Source organism: Nonomuraea mesophila (assembly GCF_004352805.1).
In the GTDB taxonomy this organism is placed as follows: domain Bacteria; phylum Actinomycetota; class Actinomycetes; order Streptosporangiales; family Streptosporangiaceae; genus Nonomuraea; species Nonomuraea longispora.
On record NZ_SMLD01000030.1, the window covers coordinates 1 to 15,637 of the forward strand.

General features: G+C 73.7%; 10 protein-coding genes. 8 read left to right on the forward strand and 2 right to left on the reverse strand.

Features of this window, described 5'->3' with window-relative positions; all coding sequences use genetic code 11:
- From E1295_RS14170 to E1295_RS14195, 7 genes are all read left to right on the forward strand, one after another.
- Positions 1-3,631, forward strand: a 3,631-nt coding sequence (locus E1295_RS14170; protein WP_132630733.1) for a non-ribosomal peptide synthetase, incomplete at its 5' end; no start/stop codon positions are given.
- Between the two features lie 49 nt (positions 3,632-3,680).
- Positions 3,681-6,494: a non-ribosomal peptide synthetase gene (locus tag E1295_RS50870; RefSeq protein ID WP_246080034.1), complete on the forward strand. Its 2,814-nt coding sequence runs from the start codon at positions 3,681-3,683 to the stop codon at positions 6,492-6,494.
- Positions 6,403-9,177, forward strand: coding sequence for an MFS transporter (locus E1295_RS50875; RefSeq protein ID WP_246080035.1), 2,775 nt, complete (start codon positions 6,403-6,405; stop codon positions 9,175-9,177). The genes E1295_RS50870 and E1295_RS50875 overlap by 92 nt, the downstream gene beginning before the upstream one ends.
- Positions 9,174-9,557 carry an MbtH family protein gene (locus tag E1295_RS52180; protein WP_132630734.1) on the forward strand — a complete coding sequence of 128 codons (384 nt, stop codon included), beginning with the start codon at positions 9,174-9,176 and terminating at the stop codon, positions 9,555-9,557. Before E1295_RS50875 ends, E1295_RS52180 begins: the two co-directional genes overlap by 4 nt.
- Positions 9,554-9,823 (forward strand): acyl carrier protein, encoded by a 270-nt coding sequence (locus E1295_RS14185; protein ID WP_132630735.1) that lies wholly within the window; start codon positions 9,554-9,556, stop codon positions 9,821-9,823. The genes E1295_RS52180 and E1295_RS14185 overlap by 4 nt, the downstream gene beginning before the upstream one ends.
- A complete protein-coding gene (locus E1295_RS14190) occupies positions 9,820-11,199 on the forward strand; it encodes a condensation domain-containing protein (RefSeq protein ID WP_132630736.1) in 1,380 nt (459 codons plus the stop codon). The genes E1295_RS14185 and E1295_RS14190 overlap by 4 nt, the downstream gene beginning before the upstream one ends.
- 57 nt (positions 11,200-11,256) lie before the next feature.
- Positions 11,257-11,658, forward strand: coding sequence for a winged helix-turn-helix transcriptional regulator (locus E1295_RS14195; protein ID WP_132630737.1), 402 nt, complete (start codon positions 11,257-11,259; stop codon positions 11,656-11,658).
- A 62-nt stretch (positions 11,659-11,720) separates the two neighbouring features.
- Here E1295_RS14195 and E1295_RS14200 read toward each other — a convergent pair whose 3' ends face one another.
- A complete protein-coding gene (locus E1295_RS14200) occupies positions 11,721-12,647 on the reverse strand; it encodes a TIGR03619 family F420-dependent LLM class oxidoreductase (protein ID WP_132630738.1) in 927 nt (308 codons plus the stop codon).
- Positions 12,648-12,698: 51 nt separating this feature from the next.
- On the reverse strand, positions 12,699-13,253 hold the full coding sequence (locus tag E1295_RS14205) for a hypothetical protein (RefSeq protein WP_132630739.1): 555 nt from the start codon (positions 13,251-13,253) through the stop codon (positions 12,699-12,701).
- A gap of 285 nt (positions 13,254-13,538) precedes the next feature.
- Here E1295_RS14205 and E1295_RS14210 point away from each other — a divergent pair, with 285 nt between their 5' ends.
- Positions 13,539-15,626: a SpoIIE family protein phosphatase gene (locus E1295_RS14210; RefSeq protein WP_220448705.1), complete on the forward strand. Its 2,088-nt coding sequence runs from the start codon at positions 13,539-13,541 to the stop codon at positions 15,624-15,626.
- Positions 15,627-15,637 lie beyond the last annotated feature (11 nt).

The window sequence follows — 15,637 nt, forward strand, 5'->3', positions numbered from 1 at the left end:
GGGGCGGGGTGAGCAGGATGGGCTGGTCGAGGAGGCGCGGCGGATCTGGCGGGAGGTGCTCGAACTCGCCGACGAGGACGAGATCGGCACCGGCGACGACCTGTTCGACCTCGGCGGCCACTCGCTCACCATGACCCAGATCACCGCCAGGATCGCCGAGAGCCTCGGCGTCGAGGTGTCGCTGGACGCCTTCTTCGACGACCCCACGATCGGCGGGCTGGTCGAGGAGATCGCCCGCCTGCGGGAGGAGGACGCCGGCGCCGGCGGGGAGGGGTACGCCGCCCGGCAGGAGATCCGGCCCCGGCCCGCGGGGACGAGGCCGCCGTTGTCGTCGGCCCAGGAGCGGCTGTGGTTCCTGCAACGGTTCGACCCGGACGACGCGTCGTACACCATGTATCTCGTGCTGCGGCTGCGCGGCGCGCTCGACAGCGGCGCGCTCCAGGCCGCGCTGGACGCGGTGGTGGCGCGGCACGAGAGCCTGCGCACGTCGTTCGCCGACGTCGACGGCGAGCCGGTCGCCGTCGTCCACCCGCCGGGGCCCGTGCCTGTCGAGCGGCTCGACCTGACCGGCTCGCCCGGCGCGGAGGAGCAGGCCAGGAGGCTGGTCGCCGAGCGCACCAACGCGCCGTTCGACCTGGCCGGGTCGCCGCCGCTGCGGGTGAGCCTGCTCGCGCTCGGGCGCGACGACAACGTGCTCTGTTTCGTCCTGCACCACATCATCGCGGACGGCGCGTCGCTGGGTGTGCTGTTCGACGACCTGTTCGCCCTCTACCTGGCCGAGGTCGAGGGGCGCGAGCCCGTTCTGCCGCCGCTGCCCGTGCAGTACGGCGACGTCGCGCTGTGGCAGCGCGAGCAGGAGTCCGGCGCGGCGGCCGGGGAGTCGCTGGAGTACTGGCGGCGCCGCCTGGCCGATCCGCCCGTGCTGGAGCTGCCCGCCGACAAGCCGGGCGCGCAACAGCCCGACGGGGCCTTCCACCCGTTCCGGATTCCGGAGGACGTCGTAGGGCGCCTGGACCGGCTGGCGCAGGAGCACGGCGCGTCCCTGTTCATGGTGCTGGTGGCCGCCTACCAGGTGCTGCTGGCCCGGCACACCGGTCAGAGCGACGTCCTCGTCGGCACGCCGTGGGCCTCCCGTGACCGGGTGGAGCTGGAGCCGGTGATCGGCTACCTCACCGACACCCTGGTGCTGCGCGGCGACCTCTCGGGCGATCCGGCCTTCCGCGATCTGCTGGCCGCCACCCGCCGCAGCGTGCTCGACGCCCACACGCACCGGACCGTGCCGTTCGAGCGGCTCATCGGCGAGCTCGGCGTGCCGCGCGACCTCCACCGCAACCCGCTGCTGTCCACCATGATCATCCTGCACAGCCAGGCGGGCGACGGCACCCCGCCCGAGCGGATCGGCGAGCTGAACGTACGGCTGTTCGACGGCGGCTACCGGCAGGCCAAGTTCCCGCTGTCCCTGGAGACCTGGCGGGACGACGACGGACTGCGCGCCGTGCTCGGCTACGACGCGACCCTGTTCCACGCGGCCACCGCGGAGAGCCTGGCGGAACGTCTCACGGTGCTGCTGCGCGGCATCGCGGAGGCCCCGTGCGCTCCGGTCTCCCGGCTCCCGCTCCTGACCGGCGCCGACACGGCCACCCTGGCCGCCCACGCCACCGCACCGCCTCACCACACGACAGAACCGGCCCACCGCTCGCCCGTACCGGTCCCCGACGTGCGGCGGGCGCCCGGCGGCATCGTGGAGCCGGGGTACGCGGCGGCCGGGCTGGTGCCGGAGCTCATCGCGAGGGTCGTCGCCACCGCGCCCGAAGCCACGGCGCTGGTGTGCGGTGAGGAGCGGGTGAGCTACGCGGAGCTGGACGCCAGGGTGGCGCGGCTGGCGGCGGCGCTGCGGCGGCGCGGGGTGGCCGACGGTTGCGTGGTCGGCGTGTGCCTGCCGCGCTCGGTCGACGCGGTGACCGCGCTGCTGGCCGTCTGGCGGGCCGGCGGCGCGTACCTGCCGCTCGACCCCGATCACCCCGACGAACGGCTGGCCTTCCTCATCGCCGACAGCGGCGCCCGCCTGGTGGTGAGCGACGCCGCGCTGGCCCCCCGGCTGCAGGACACGGTTCCCGTGCTCGTTCCCGCCGGCTGGTCGGGCAGCGGGGACGGACGGTGGCTCGGCGGGTGGGAGAGCGTCGAGCCGGGCGACCCGGCGTACGTGATCTACACCTCCGGTTCGACGGGCACGCCGAAGGGGGTGCTGGTGGAGCACGGCGCCCTGGCCGCGCGGGTGCGCTGGATGCGGGAGGCGTACGGACTGGGCCGGGACGACCGGATCGCGCAGTTCGCGTCGCTCGGTTTCGACGCCCACGCCGAGGAGCTGTATCCGGCGCTGGCGGCTGGCGCGTCCGTGCTGCTGCTCCCCGGCGGCGCCCTCACGCTGCCGGACGTGCTGCGCACCCCGCCCGGCCGTCAGGTCACCGTGCTCGACCTGCCGACCGCGTACTGGCACCGCCTGACCGAGGCGCCCGGCGACGTGACCTGGCCGGACGCCCTGCGGCTGATGATCATCGGCGGCGAGCAGGCGCAGGCCGCGGCCGTGGCACGGTGGCGGGACCGCTTCGGCGACGGGGTGACGCTGATCAACACGTACGGGCCGACGGAGGCGACGATCGTCGCGACGGCGGCCGTCCTCGGCGCGGCCGACACCGGCCGCCCGCCCATCGACCCGCCTGTCGGCCGGCCCATCGACCCGCCCATCAGCCGGCCCATCGACCGGCCCATAGACCGGCCGCCCATCGGCCGGCCGGTCGGCGGCGCGACCGCGCATGTGCTCAGCCCCGGCGGGGAGCCCGTGCCTCCCGGAGCCCCCGGCGAGCTGTGCCTGGGCGGTGCCGGGCTGGCCCGCGGCTATCCGGGCTCTCCCGCGCTGACCGCGGAGCGGTTCGTGCCCGACCCGTACGGCCCGCCGGGGTCCAGGTTGTACCGGACAGGGGACCGGGTGCGGTGGCGACCGGACGGGAATCTGGAGTTCCTGGGCCGTCTCGACGGCCAGGTGAAGGTGCGCGGCTTCCGGGTGGAGCCCGGAGAGGTGGAGGCGGCACTGCTGGCCTGCCCGGGGGTGCGCCAGGCCGCGGTGAGGGCGGACGGTGAACGCCTGGTGGCGTACGTGACCGGGCCGGCCGAGCCGGACGAGCTGCGCCGGCGCCTGGCGGCGAGCCTGCCGCCCCATCTGGTGCCCGGCGGCTGGGTACGCATGGACGCGCTGCCCCTGACGCTCGCCGGCAAGGTGGACCTGGCCGCCCTGCCGCAGGCCGGGCCCGAGCCGGCCACCGTGCACGTGCCGCCCCGCACGGACGCCGAGGTGCTCGTGGCGGAGGTGTGGGCGCAGGTGCTCGGCCTGGACGCCGGCCGGATCGGCGCGCTGGACGACTTCTTCGCCCTCGGCGGCCACTCGCTGCTGGCGACCAGGGCGGCGGCGCTGCTGCGCAACGCGGTCGAGGTCGACGTGCCGATCCGCACCCTGTTCGACCAGCCGACCGTCGCCGGGCTCGCGGCCGCGGTCGAGGGCCTGCTGATCGAGCAGCTGTCGAGCCTGTCCGACGCGGAGGCGGCCCGCCTGCTGGAGACGGAGGTGCCGGGATGAACGAGGCACGCGGACAGGTGAACCGCACAGCCCACACGGAGGAGAGTACGTGACACGCCCTGATGCCCTTTCCGGCGCCAAGCAGGAGTTACTCGCGCGGCGGCTGCGACGGGGCACGGCGGCGGCGCCCCGCCGTACCGTCCCGCCCCGGCCCGCCGGGGAGCCGCCGCTGTCGCACGCGCAGGAGCGGCTGTGGTTCCTGGAGCAGTTCGCGCCGGGCACCACGCAGCTGACCATCCCCATCCGGCTGCGGCTGCGCGGCCCGCTGGACGTGCCGGCGCTGGCCGCCGCGCTCGACGCGGTGGCGGCCGGCCACGACGCGCTGCGCATGCGTTTCGCCGCGACGTGGGACGGCAGGCCCAGGGTGGAACTGGCTGAAGCGGGCACGCTGCCGCTGACCGTGAGCGACGCGCCCGACGAGGCCGCCGCCAGGGCGCGGGCGGAGGAGTTCCTGGCGGTGCCGTTCGACCTGGCCGCGGGGCCGCCGGCGCGGGCCCTGCTGGTACGGCTGGCCGGCGACGACCACGTGCTGGTGATCGCGGTCCACCACATCGCCGCTGACGGCTGGTCGGCCGACCTGCTGATGCGCGAGGTGTTCGCCCGCTACGACGGCGTCGCGCCGGCCGCCCCCGAGGTGGGGTACGCCGACTTCGCGGCCTGGCAGCGCGGCCTGCCGCCGTCGCGGCGCGACCTGGACTTCTGGCGCGACCGGCTGGCCGGGCTGGAGCCGCTGGACCTGCCTGCGGACCGGCCGCGCCCGCCGGAGCGCACCTACGCCGGCGCGGCGCACACGTTCCCGCTGGACGCCGAGGTCGCCGCCGCGCTGGCGCGGTTGGGCCGCGAGCACAGCGCGACGCCGTACATGACGATGCTGGCCGCGTTCGCCGCGCTGCTCGGCCGGTACGCGGGCACCGCCGACGTCGCGGTGGGCTCGCCGGTGGCCGGCCGTCAGGTGCCGGAGCTGGACGGCGTGATCGGCTGCTTCGTCAACATGCTGACCATGCGGGTGGATCTGTCGGGCGACCCGACGTTCGCGGAGCTGCTGGAACGGGTGCGCGACGTCGCCGTGGACGCCTACGCCCACCAGGACCTGCCGTTCGAGCAGCTCGTCGCGGAGCTGGACCTGCCCCGCGACGTGTCCAGGTCGCCGTTGTTCGGCGTCATCCTCGCCATGCAGAACTACCGGGGCACCGCCGTCGAGGCGCCGGCCGGGATGTCCGTGGCCGACTTCCCCGTGGACTCCTGGGCCACCCGCTACGACCTGGAGCTCTACGTCGGCGACGGCTCCGGCGGGATGTTCGTCTACAACACCGACCTGTTCGACGCGGCCACGATCGAGCGGCTGGCCGGGCACCTGCGCACCCTGCTGGAGCGGGTGGCGGACCGGCCGGGGCGGCGGCTGTCCGAGATCGACCTGCTCTCCCCCGGCGAGCGCCGCCTGGTCGTCGAGGACTGGAACGACACCGCCAGGCGGTTCCCCGGCGAGGCCACCCTGCACGGCCGGATCGAGGCCCAGGCGGCGCGCACGCCGGACGCGGTCGCGGTGCGCTTCGAGGGGCGGTCGCTGACGTACGCCGAGCTCTCCGCGCGGGCGGACCGGGTCGCGCACACGCTGCGCGATCTCGGCGCCGGCCCCGGCTCGGTGGTCGCCGTCTGCGCGGAGCGTTCGCTGGAGCTGCTGCCCGGACTGCTGGGCGTGCTCAGGGCGGGCGCGGCGTACCTGCCGGTCGATCCCGGCTATCCGGCGGAGCGGGTGGCGTTCATGCTGGCCGACGCCGCGCCGGCCGTACTGCTCACCCAGAGCACGATCCGCCCGTCGCTGCCGGAGACCGCGGCCGTCACGCTCGACCTGGACGACCCGGACGCCTGGACCGGGCGACCCGGGCCGCTTCCCGCGGTGCGGCCCGACGACGTCGCCTACGTCATCTACACCTCGGGCTCCACCGGCCGGCCGAAGGGCGTGGCGAACACGCACGGCGGCATCGCCAACCGCCTCGGCTGGATGCAGGAGCGGTTCGGGCTGGGCCCTGGCGACGTGGTGGCGCAGAAGACGCCGCTCAGTTTCGACGTGTCGGTGTGGGAGCTGTTCTGGCCGCTGCGCTGCGGCGCGAGCCTGGTGCTCGCCACGCCGGGCGGCCACAAGGACGCGGCGTACCTGCGCAAGCTGATCGTCACCGAGGGCGTGACCACGGCGCACTTCGTGCCGTCGATGCTGGCGGTCTTCCTCGGCGAGGAGGGGGCGGCGGGCTGCGGCACGCTGCGCCGGGTGATCTGCTCGGGTGAGGAGCTGCCCGCCGACCTCGCCCTCCGCTGCGTCACCACGCTGCCGGGAGCCGAGCTGCACAACCTGTACGGCCCCACGGAGGCGGCCGTCGACGTGTCGGCCTGGCACTGCCTGCCCGGCACGCTCGCCTCGGCGGCCCGGGTGCCGATCGGCACGCCCATCGCCAACACCGCCCTGCACGTGCTCGACCCGGCGATGGCCCCGGTGCCGGTCGGGGTGCCGGGCGAGCTGTTCATCGGCGGCGCGGGACTGGCCCAGGGGTACCTGAACCGGCCGGGACTGACCGCCGACCGGTTCGTGCCGGATCCGTTCGGACCGCCGGGCTCGCGGCTCTACCGTACGGGCGACCTGGCCAGGCGCCGCCCCGACGGCGCGCTGGAGTTCCTCGGCCGGATGGACGGCCAGGTCAAGCTGCGCGGCCTGCGGATCGAGCCCGGCGAGATCGAAGCGGCATTGCGCGCGCTGCCCGGGGGTCAGGGACGCGGCCGTGGTCGTGCGCGAGGACCGCCTGACCGCCTACCTCGTCCCGGACGCCGGCGTGAACGAGCCGCCCGACGGGCCGCCCGACGGGCCACATGACCGGCCACACGACGGGCCCGGCGACCGGCCGCCTCACCAGCCGCCCGACCACGCGGCCGTGCGGGCCGGGCTGAAGCGCACGCTGCCCGACTACATGGTGCCGAGCGCGTACGTCACCCTGCCCTCCCTGCCGCTCAACCCGAGCGGCAAGCTGGACCGCCGGGCCCTGCCCGCGCCGGTCGCCGGCCGTGACGCCGGGGTCGAGCTCGTCGCGCCCGGGACGCCCACCGAGCAGGCCCTGGCCGAGATCTGGGCGGACCTGCTGGGCCTCGACGCGGTCGGCGTGGACGACGACTTCTTCGACCTCGGCGGTCATTCGCTGCTGGCCACGCAGGTGGTGGCGCGGCTGAGGGCGCGGACGGGCGCCGGGGTCAGCGTGATGGACGTGTTCAAGCACCGCACCATCCGCGAGCTGGCGGCGCTGGCCGACACCCCGGCCGATCGGCGCGGGCCGCGTACGCTGCTGCACCGGCTGACGCCCGAGCGCAGCACGCCGCCGGTGCTGACGTACGTGTGCGTGCCGTACGGCGGCGGCAGCGCCGTCGTCTACCAGCCCCTGGCCGACGCCCTGCCCGACGGGAACGCGCTGTGGTCGGTGGCGATCCCCGGTCACGACGTCGGCGTCGACGAGGAGAAACCGTCCTTCGACGAGCTGGCCGCCGGGTGCGTGCGGGAGATCCTGGACAAGGTCGAAGGCCCGGTGGCGCTGTACGGGCACTGCGGGGTCGGATCGGCCCTGTCCGTGGAGATCGCCCGCAGGCTGGAGGCCGCGGGACGGCGGCTCGTCGCCGTCTACATCGGCGGCATCTTCCCGTTCGCGCGGCCGAAGGGCGCGTTGCTGTCGCGGATCGCCCGGTTCGCCGAGGCCGAGCGGCTCCGCGGCGACCAGCGCTACGTCAACTGGCTGATCTCGCTCGGCCTCGACATGAACGAGGTGGACCCCGCGCAGGCCCGCCGCATCGTACGGAACATGCGCCGCGACTCGCGGGAGGCGGAGGACTACTACACGCGCCTGTTCGCGGCCGGCACGGAACGGCTGGACGCGCCCGTGATCAGCATCGTGGGCACCGAGGATCCGGCGACCGACTACTACGAGGAACGTTTCCGGGAATGGCACTTCCTGTCGTCGACGTCGGCCGTGGTGGTGCTCGCGGAGGCCGGCCACTTTTTCCTGAAATATCGGGCGGATGAGCTGGCCGCGATCATCACCACCACCCATGACGCGCTGGACGATCCACCGCCGGACCGCGACCCCGGCGCCACCTGGTGGCTGCACGACGTGTCGCACTCCAGCACGCCGCACGCCCCGGCGGGAGCCCAGCCGAGCATCGCGAGGTTCCTGGCCGTCGCGCTGAGCCAGCTCGTGTCGGTGACCGGGTCGGCGCTGACCGAGTTCGCCGTGCCGTTGTGGATCTACACGACGACGGGTTCGGTGGCGAAGTTCGCGCTGATGGCCGTGGTCGGACTGGTGCCGGGGATGCTGGTCGCGCCGCTCGCGGGCGCCATCGTCGACCGGACGAACCGGCGCACGGTCATGCTGGCGGGCGACGCCGCGGCGTTCGCCATCCAGCTCACGCTGGGCGTGCTGCTGTGGACGGGCAACCTGTCGGCGGAGATGATCTACCCCTTGCTGGGCTGCCTGTCGGTCGCGCTCACGTTCCAGCGCATCGCGTACTTCTCGGCGATGCCGCAGCTCGTGCCCAAGGTCTACCTCGGGCACGCGGTCGGCATCATGCAACTGGGCAACGGCACAGCCCAGCTGCTCGTACCGATCTTCGCGGTCGGGCTGCTCGCCACCGTCGGGCTCGGCGGCATCCTGCTGCTGGACGTGGCCGGGTACGCGGTCGCGATCGCCGTGCTGCTCGTGGTGCGCTTCCCCGGCAGCATGCCGTGGCGGCGCAGGGAGTCGATGAAGGCGGAGATCCTGGGCGGGCTGCGCTATTCGCTCGGCCACCGCGGTTTCCGTTCCATGTTGCTGTTCTTCGTCGTGCTGAACGTGTTCCTCTCGCCGCTGCTGCTGATGTTCGGGCCGCTGGTGTTGTCGTTCGCCGGGCTGCCCGACGTGGGCCGGATCTCGTTCCTGGCGGGCGTCGGCACGTTCGCGGGCGCGCTCATCATGATCGTCTGGGGTGGGCCGCGCCGCCTGCGGCTGCGCGGGGTGCTGCTGTGCACCCTGGCCCTGGGCGTCTTCTGCCTGGTCACCGGCGTACGCGCCGACCTGGTGGTGATCGCGGTCGGCGTGTGCGGCATGACGGCCTGGCTGACGCTGCTCAACGGCATCTACGCCACCATCGTGCAGGTCAAGGTGCCCCAGCGCTTCCACGGCCGGGTGTTCGCCATGAACACGCTCGTCGCCTGGTCCACGCTGCCGATCGGTTTCGGCCTCGTCGCCCCGTACGCCGCCTCCGTGCTCGACCCGCTGCTGCTTGACGGCGGTGCGCTGGCGCCGACCGTCGGAACGCTCATCGGCACCGGTCCCGGCCGCGGCATCGGATTCATGTACGTGCTCTTCGGCGTCGCCATCCTGGCGATCGCCCTGGTCGCGATGCGGATCCCGGCGCTGACCCGGTTCGATCACGACGTGCCCGACGCCGTCGCCGACGACCTCGTCGGCGTCCAGGCCCTGCGCGGCACCACCCCCACGAAGCCGCTGGAGAAGACGACGACGGAGGCAGCACCGTGACACAACGACACCAGGTGGTCGTCAACGACGAGGACCAGTACTCCACGTGGCCGGCCGACCGGCAGCCCCCTGACGGGTGGCGGACCGAGGGGTTCGCCGGCTCGAAGGACGAGTGCCTGAGCCACATCGACGAGGTCTGGCGCGACATGCGCCCGCGCAGCGTACGGCTGCGCCAGGACGACACCGGGGGCGATACCGGGGGCGACACCACGGCCGATACCGGGGGCGACACCGCCGGCAGGCCCGACGGCGCCGCCGGCGGCACCGCTGACGGGGCCGCTGACGGGGCCGCTGACAGCGCCGCTGACAGGGCCGCTGACAGGGCCGCTGACAGGGCCGCTGACAGGGCCGCGGGCGGCGCGCTCGGGGGTGCGCGGTGACGGCGGACGCGGGACGGCTGGAGCGGGAGCTGGCCGAGCTGATCGCCGGCGTGTCCGGCGGCGAGCTCAGCCCCGAGGAGGTGCTGGCGGGCGAGCATCCGCTCTCGGCGCTCGGCCTCACCTCGCTGGCCCGCATCCACCTCATCGACGAGATCGAGGACACGTACGGCGTCGACATCGACCTGCGCGGCGCGCTGCCGTCATTCGAGCACGTCGCCACCCTGGCCGCCGCCCTGGCTCCGCTGCTGGAAGGAGACCGGGCGTGACCGGGCGTGCCACGGTGACGTTCGGCGGGTCCAGGAGCGGCGAGGCTCCCCTGACGTGGGGGCAGCGGCTGATGTGGCGGGCCGTGCACCTGATGGGGGACAGCCAGTCGTTCCTCAACTGCCCGTGGGTGCTGCCCGTCTACGGCCGGCGTGACCTGCCGGCCGTGCTCGAAGCGCTGCGCACGCTGATGGAACGCCATGAGAGCCTGCGCACCACGTTCGCCGGCACGGCGGACGGGCCCGTGCAGCGGGTGGCGCACGGCGGCGAGCTGACCGTGGAGCTGGTGGAGGCCGGGCGGGAACGCCCGCTGCAGGCTGCCGAGCGGATCGCCGGCGAGCTGGGCAGGACGGTCTTCGCGCACGGCGAGGACCTGCCGCTGCGGTGCGTGGTCGTGCTGGACGGCGGCCGGCCGAGGGCGCTGGCGTTCGTCTTCTCCCACCTGGCGGTGGACTTCCAGGCGCTCGGCCTGCTGTCCGCCGAGTGGCGGGCGCTGCTGCGAGGAGAGGAGCTGTCGCCGCCCGCGTGGCAGCCCATGGACCAGGCGGTTCTGGAGCGTGAGGAGGCGTTCCAGGCGCGTTCGGCGCGGTCGATCCGCCACTGGCGCTCCGTGCTGGACGAGGTGCCGCTCGACGTGTTCGACCATGCGCCGCACGAGCCCGAGGAGCCCCGGTTCATCGAGGTCGGCATGGAGTCCGTGGCGCTGGCCGCCGCGGCGGAGCGGCTGGCGGAGCGCTGGACGATCGGCACCACCAGCGTGCTGCTCGCCGCGTGCGCCACCGTCCTCGCCGAGGTGAGCGGCCGCCGGCGGGCCGTCATGCAGCTGGTGCACAGCAACCGGCGCGACCCGCGTACCCGCTCCATGGTCGGGACGGTGGGGCAGGACGGCCTGTTCGTGCTCGACCTGCCCGCCACCGACTTCGCCGCGACGTGCCGGGCCGCGCAGCGCAACGCGCTGGTGGCCTACCGCAACGCGCACTACGACCCGTTCGCGATGCGGGACATGCGGGAGGAGGTCGGGTGGCGCCGCGGTCGCGAGCCGGACCTCGACGCGTTCTTCAACGACCGGCGCGGCGCCGGCTCCTGGCCGAACCTGCCGCGCGCCGGCTCCGACGCCGACGTGGCCGGGCTCACCGCCAGGACCCGCGTCCACGTCGCGGACGCGTGGCCGGGGGTGCGGTTCAAGGTGTTCTTCACCGTGGGGACCGCCGCGGACACCGGTCAGCTCAGCCTCATCGTCGACACCGCCTACCTGCGGCGGGACACGGCCAGGGCGATGTTGCTCGGCGTCGAGACGCTGCTGGTCCGCAGCCTGGTGGGGGACGTGATGATGGCCGAGGTGCCCCGGCTGTGCGGGATCGGCGGAGCCGGGCCCTGAACGAGCGCCGCCGCTGGGCACCGTCCCCGCGCGTATCCGGCGGGTACGCTGGTGGCCATGTCCGGACACGTCTCCGAGCGCGCCGCCCCCGCCGGGAGCGGCGAGGGCATCATCTGCGGCGAGCAGTTCATCGACGTGTTCAGGGTGCTCGGCAAGCGGTGGAACGGCATGATCATCGTGGCGCTGCTGCAGCGGCCCGCCCGGTTCAGCGAGCTGGCCAGGGCGGTCCCCGGCATCACCGACGGCCTGCTCACCGACCGCCTGCGCGAGCTGATGGCGGTGCGGCTCGTGGAGCGCCGCCTGGAGGGCGGCGCAGGTCATGCGGCCGGCGCGGTCTTCTACCGCCTCACCCCCGCCGGCGAGGACCTGCGCGACGCCTTCCAGGAGCTGTGCGCCTGGGCCGACCGCAACAAGATCAACGAGCTGTGCGCGCAGGAGCGCCCCGGCCACGGGTGCTGAGGCCGCTGCACGCCGGCGCGGACGTCAGCCCCTGACCAGGCCGCTTGAGTGCGGCGCGGACGTCAGCCCCTGACCAGGCCGATGAGCTCGGCGTAGAGGTCGATCATCTCGTCCAGCCCGGTCATCCCGCCCGGCGCGTCGGGGTCGATGGCGGAGAAGAGCACGTGGTCGATGCCGATGCCCTCCAGCCCTTCGAGGTCGGCGGCGATCTGCCGCGGTGAGCCGCCGAGGAACGGCCGGTCGTCGCCCAGCGGCCCGGCGGTGAGCGGCACGTTGGCCCGCGCGACGACGGTGACCGACTCCGGGTCGCGGCCGGCCTCCGCGACGGCCGACCTGAACGTCTTGGCCAGGCCGGTCACCATGTCGTGGGAGAGCGCCACCGGGTTGAGCCCGTCGGCGACGCGCGCGGCCCTGCGCACGCCGGCCGGCGTCATGGAGCCGAGCAGGATCGGCACGTGGGCCTGCACCGGCTTGGGGTTGATCTCCGACTCGGCGATCTGGGTGAACGTCCCGTCGTACGTCACGGGGTCGGGCCCCCAGCAGGCCCGCATGGCGGCGATCATCTCGTCCATGCCCGCCCCGATCCGGCTCATCGGCACGTTCGCCGCGGCGAACTCCTGCGGCATCCAGCCCTGGCCGAGGCCGGCGACGACCCGGCCGCCGCTGAGCTGGTCGAGCGTGGCGAACCGCTTGGCCAGCACGACGGCCGGGTGCAGCAGGGCGCCGACGATGCTGGTGCCGAGCTTGACGCGCTCGGTGAGCGCGGCGACGTAGCTCAGCGTCTCCAGCGGATCGTAGACGCTGCGGTAGATCTCCGGTGCGGGCTGCGGCTCGCCGCCCCCCATCGACACGGGGGCGGTCGGCCGGAGCAGGCGTTCGTAGGTCCACACCGAGTCGTATCCGAGCCGCTCGGCTTCGCGGGCGACGCGGGCGATGCCGGCCGGTGTGGCCAGCGGACCGGACGTGGGCAGGGCGACACCAAGTTCCATGCCCACACCCTACTACGATTTTCCTAGTGTGCTATGAAAAACGGAGTGCCTTCAGGCCGGGAAGTCCTTCGGGTTCACCGAGCGCGTCCTGGCGTTGCCTCCCCTGACCGGGTTGAGTGTCAGCCTCCAGCCGCTGGTGGAGGTGAACCTCAGCCGCTGGTCGAAGCGCTGGTAGGAGGCGTTCCTGGTGAACTTGCGCTTCTTGGCGTGGAACCGGTGCCCAGTGGTGAAGTAGACGCGGTAGGTGCCGCTCCTGACGTCGTTGACGCTCGCGGACGACCGCGCGCGCACATAGATGCTCACCGCCTTCTTCCTGCCCTTGACCAGGGTGACGACGCCGTCCTTCGAGGTGCCGTTCCGGATTCTCAGCCTGCCGCTGCCGCCGGAGTAGCGGTCATAGATGATCTTCCCGTTGCGCGGGCGCGCGGCGGTGTGCGCAGCGGTGTTCGCAGCGGTGTTCGCAGCGGCGGCCTGCGACACCGAGACGACCGCCTGCCCGCCGCTCGCCGCGGCCGCCTCCGCGGTGGGCGCCGCCAGCAGGCCGCCGGCCAGCGCGACGGCGATGACACCGGCGCGCAGAGGGATTCCTTCGAAAGGTCGGTTCACGGTGATCATCTCCTTGGGGGTGCGTGATCCTCTAGAACCTAGAGAGCGCGCGGATGATCGCGTACCTGGGAGATACCAGGATGGAGTGGCAACTGTCCGGAACGCCCAAGTTTCTACAAGCTTGTCATCAGAACCCGGTAATGCCGGTTCTAGATCTCAAGCAGGGCCACTTACCGTTGGCCTATGGCTGGTCAGGGCAGCGCAGCACCGTCGTCACCGCGGGCCGGAGCGAGGTAGGCCGTGCAGGATGGCGTCGTCGGCGCTGCCGCGAACCATGCCCTTGCCGTGGACGAGGTGCTGGCCCAGGCCGTACGCGACACGGGTGCGCACATCGGCGCGGTCTACCTGCTGGCCGATGAGGGCCAGGTGCTGCTCATGGAGACGGAGACCGGGCTGCCCTCACAGATCGTCAGACCGTGGACCCGGATACGGGTGAGCGCGGACGTCCCGGCGTCGGGCGCCGTACGCGAGCGCCGGCTCATCTGGGTGCCCGACTACCAGAAGCTCGCCTGCCGTTTCCCGGCGACGGCGATCGCGCTGCCGTACCCGTTCGCCGTGGCCGCCGCCCCGATCCAGTCGGACGGGGACGTGTGGGGCTCGCTGGTCCTGCTGTGGCCGCCGTCGCACGCCACGGAGCTCACCCTCCACGAGCGGGAGACCATCGAGCGCGCCACCCGGGAGCTCGGCGCCAGCATGGAGGAGGCCGCCCGCGCCGGGATCCCGCCGCGGTCCGGGGGCGAGCCGCGCGCCCTCAGCCCCTCGTGGGCCGCGCTGCCGGACGTGCACCGCGCCCTCGCCTCGACCGGCTACCTCGACCGGCTGCGCCACGGCTGCGTGGGCCTGGACATGGAGGGACGCCTGACCTTCGTCAGCGCGGGGACGGCCGGCCTGCTCGGCGTCGACCTCACCGGCAGGCTGGGCGAGCCGCTCTCCAGGGCGGTGGCGTGGCTGAAGGATCCGCTGTTCGAGCACCATTTCCGCGCCGCTGCCGTCAGCCAGGAGCCCACGTCCTGCGTCGTACGGGACCCCGATGGCCGTGCCCTGCGCATCAGCCTGTATCCGGATTCGTCCGGCATCAGCCTGTACATCACGGAGGCGGCGGCCGATCGGCCGGGCCGGCTCCCCGGCGAGCCCGTGGCCGGCATCGTCGGCCACCCCCGGGAGGACGTCTTCTACAACCTGCTCCACCTCGCGGCGACGCTGAGCCGGGCGCTCAACGTACAGGAGATCGTCGACATGGTGGCCGACCACGTCATGCCGGTGTTCGACGCACGGGCGCTGACGATCATGGCGGCCGACGGCGGCAGGCTGAACGTCATCGGCTCGCACGGCTACGAGCCGGCCCTCGTCCAGCGGTTCGACCGCCTTCCGCTGGCCGCCGGCGCCCCCGCCCAGGACGTCCTGCGCACCGGCGAGCCCGCCTTCTTCTCCGACGTCGAGGAGCTGCACCGGACGTACCCGGGGGCCGAGGTCCGCGACGAGATGGCCGCCTGGGCGTTCCTGCCGCTGCGCACCTCCGACACCGTGGCCGGCGTGTGCGTGCTGGCCTTCGGCGAGCCCTACCCGTTCAATGACGAGATGCGGGCCAGCCTCACCGCGATGGCCGGGCTCATCGCCCAGGCCCTCGACCGGGCGCTGCTCTACGACGCCAAGGACCGGCTCGCCCACACCCTCCAGACCTCGCTGCTCCCCCGCAGCCTGCCCGAGATCGCCGGGCTGGACGTGGCCGCCCGGTACGTGCCCGCCACCCGCGGCGTGGGGATCGGCGGCGACTTCTACGACATGATCCGCCTGGGCCACACCAAGGCCGCGGCGATCATCGGGGACGTGCAGGGCCACAACGTCACGGCCGCCGCGCTCATGGGGCAGGTCAGGACCGCCATCCACGCCTACGCGGCGGCGGGGGCGAGCCCCGGCGACGTGCTCAAGCTCACCAACCGCCTGCTCATGGACCTGGACCCCGACCTGTTCACCAGCTGCCTGCTCGTCTCCTTCGACCTGCGGCTGCGTACGCTCTGGGCGGCCAGCGCCGGGCACCCGCCGCCGCTGCTGCGCCCGCCCGGCCAGCCCGCCGAGATCATCGACGTGCCCGCCGGCATCCTGCTCGGCGTCCAGGGCGACGCCGAATACCCCACCGTCCAGGTGCCGTTCCCGCCGGGCGCCGTCCTCGCCCTCTACACCGACGGCCTCGTCGAGACGCCCCGAGTCGACCTGGGCGAGGCCATCGGTGAGCTCGCCGGACACTTCGGCCGCGCCGCCGGCCAGCCCGTCCACCAGCTCTGCGACACGCTGCTCAACCACGCCCCGCACACCAGCCAGCGCGCCGACGACATCGCGCTCCTCCTCGTGGAGCACCGCGCGCCCCCGGGCTGACCCGTTTCGTC